Source organism: Acinetobacter sp. YH01019 (assembly GCF_013420285.1).
Taxonomy (GTDB): Bacteria; Pseudomonadota; Gammaproteobacteria; order Pseudomonadales; family Moraxellaceae; genus Acinetobacter; species Acinetobacter gandensis.
Window position 1 is genome coordinate 1 of sequence record NZ_VOYM01000156.1, and the last position, 2,617, is coordinate 2,617.

The 2,617-nt window shown below is 58.0% G+C and carries 2 protein-coding genes and 1 pseudogene; all 3 read left to right on the forward strand.

What is annotated here, in order from left to right:
• Positions 1 to 195 precede the first annotated feature (195 nt).
• Positions 196 to 1,410, forward strand: coding sequence for a chloramphenicol/florfenicol efflux MFS transporter FloR (gene floR / locus FTT84_RS17490; protein ID WP_000214122.1), 1,215 nt, complete (start codon positions 196 to 198; stop codon positions 1,408 to 1,410).
• Between the two features lie 27 nt (positions 1,411 to 1,437).
• Positions 1,438 to 1,737: pseudogene (locus FTT84_RS18215) on the forward strand (LysR family transcriptional regulator); the annotation flags it as partial.
• Positions 1,738 to 1,740: 3 nt separating this feature from the next.
• Positions 1,741 to 2,421 (forward strand): LysR family substrate-binding domain-containing protein, encoded by a 681-nt coding sequence (locus FTT84_RS17495; protein WP_109354582.1) that lies wholly within the window; start codon positions 1,741 to 1,743, stop codon positions 2,419 to 2,421.
• The last annotated feature ends 196 nt before the right edge of the window (positions 2,422 to 2,617 follow it).

Sequence of the window (2,617 nt, forward strand, 5' to 3'; positions counted from 1 at the left end):
AAGCAAAAGATAATCGGATAAAATGTAGCAATTCATATTCGTAAGCGTGGAGTAATCAGATGGGAAATTCCAAGTCAGCAGACAAGTAAGCCGCAACAACCAGTATTGTTGTTGCGGCGCTCTGTAAGGCTAGTCTCATCTGATTGCTGACGAGCAGACGTCGCCCGGTATTCCTTAATCGAGGGTTGATTCGTCATGACCACCACACGCCCCGCGTGGGCCTATACGCTGCCGGCAGCACTGCTGCTGATGGCTCCTTTCGACATCCTCGCTTCACTGGCGATGGATATTTATCTCCCTGTCGTTCCAGCGATGCCCGGCATCCTGAACACGACGCCCGCTATGATCCAACTCACGTTGAGCCTCTATATGGTGATGCTCGGCGTGGGCCAGGTGATTTTTGGTCCGCTCTCAGACAGAATCGGGCGACGGCCAATTCTACTTGCGGGCGCAACGGCTTTCGTCATTGCGTCTCTGGGAGCAGCTTGGTCTTCAACTGCACCGGCCTTTGTCGCTTTCCGTCTACTTCAAGCAGTGGGCGCGTCGGCCATGCTGGTGGCGACGTTCGCGACGGTTCGCGACGTTTATGCCAACCGTCCTGAGGGTGTCGTCATCTACGGCCTTTTCAGTTCGATGCTGGCGTTCGTGCCTGCGCTCGGCCCTATCGCCGGAGTATTGATCGGCGAGTTCTTGGGATGGCAGGCGATATTCATTACTTTGGCTATACTGGCGATGCTCGCACTCCTAAATGCGGGTTTCAGGTGGCACGAAACCCGCCCTCTGGATCAAGTCAAGACGCGCCGATCTGTCTTGCCGATCTTCGCGAGTCCGGCTTTTTGGGTTTACACTGTCGGCTTTAGCGCCGGTATGGGCACCTACTTCGTCTTCTTCTCGACGGCTCCCCGTGTGCTCATAGGCCAAGCGGAATATTCCGAGATCGGATTCAGCTTTGCCTTCGCCACTGTCGCGCTTGTAATGATCGTGACAACCCGTTTCGCGAAGTCCTTTGTCGCCAGATGGGGCATCGCAGGATGCGTGGCGCGTGGGATGGCGTTGCTTGTTTGCGGAGCGGTCCTGTTGGGGATCGGCGAACTTTACGGCTCGCCGTCATTCCTCACCTTCATCCTACCGATGTGGGTTGTCGCGGTCGGTATTGTCTTCACGGTGTCCGTTACCGCGAACGGCGCTTTGGCAGAGTTCGACGACATCGCGGGATCAGCGGTCGCGTTCTACTTCTGCGTTCAAAGCCTGATAGTCAGCATTGTCGGGACATTGGCGGTGGCACTTTTAAACGGTGACACAGCGTGGCCCGTGATCTGTTACGCCACGGCGATGGCGGTACTGGTTTCGTTGGGGCTGGTGCTCCTTCGGCTCCGTGGGGCTGCCACCGAGAAGTCGCCAGTCGTCTAACCGACGACTGGTAGCAGGCCCGCTCCGATGCGGCGCACTAACCATCGAAACCTCGTGAATGTCGGTATCCTGTCTGGCAGGATACCGCTCATTTCCCTTGTTCAGTTCATCGCCGTCGCCGAGCATCTGAATTTTCGGCATGCGGCCAAGGCACTTGGTATCAGCCAGTCGAGCGTCAGCGCGCGTGTGAAAGCGCTGGAGGATAACCTTGGTGTCCTGCTATTTGAGCGCCATGCGCGGGGCGTTCGGCTAACAGACGCAGGCAGGCACTTCATGGAGCGTGTCACGGCGGGTGTCGATCAACTCGATCACGCAGTGAAGACCGCAGGCATGACAGCTCAAGGAGAATACGGCCGGCTTCGCATCGGCATCCATGCCTTAATCCCACGCAGCTTTCTCACGGAGCTGATCCGTCATTATCGGGAAGAACATACGGGCATTGAGGTTGAGATCACCGAAGGCACAGCCCGCGATGCGGTGATGCAGCTTCGTGCTGACCAGCTCGACGTGGTGTTCGTCGCGGGCAAGCCCGAGATGCCCGACTGCCATACCCGACCGATCTGGACCGAACCGCTGGTGGCCGTGCTATCGGATGGGCATCGCCTCGCCGGGCAGTCCGCAATCACTTGGTCCGATCTGGTCGGCGAGACTTTCATTGTTCGCTATGGTGGCACCGGCCCGCAGGTCCATGACCATATCGTGCTGCGCCTTGCCGGGCGTTGGCCCGCACCGTCGATCCGGCGCTTTGATGTGGGGCGCGACACGCTGCTATCTATGGTCGGACAAGGCTTCGGCATCACTATCGTCGGCGAGGCAACGTCATTGTTGCCGACGACCGGCATCGTCTTCCTGCCCTTCCTCGATGAACCGGAGCCGGTTGCCTTTACAGCCGTCTGGTCGCCGTTCAATCGCAACTCCGCACTGAAAAATCTACTCAACCTCGCAGGCAAAATGAAGCGTGACGGCGATTCGCCCAATCGTTTCCTGGATGGCACTCGACCGGCACGATAACGGCACAGGCGATCCATCCTATTTGCCGCCGATAGTATCCGGCAGCCCTCCGGCATCCTCTTTCCTGTTGCCCGTCCCGATTTTGCCTACTCTCTGATCGGCTCCGTCTCTTTTGCCGACTGGAGCCTGCATTGCGCGGAGGCCGAATCCTTTGGGGTCAGATCGCCGTAGTCATCACCATCGTTCTGGTGATGAC

What these genes read in the sequence shown, in the direction of transcription:
- floR (WP_000214122.1), top strand. Translation starts at nt 196, where the DNA reads ATGACCACCACACGCCCCGCGTGGGCCTATACGCTGCCGGCAGCACTG.
- FTT84_RS17495 (WP_109354582.1), top strand. Translation starts at nt 1,741, where the DNA reads ATGACAGCTCAAGGAGAATACGGCCGGCTTCGCATCGGCATCCATGCC.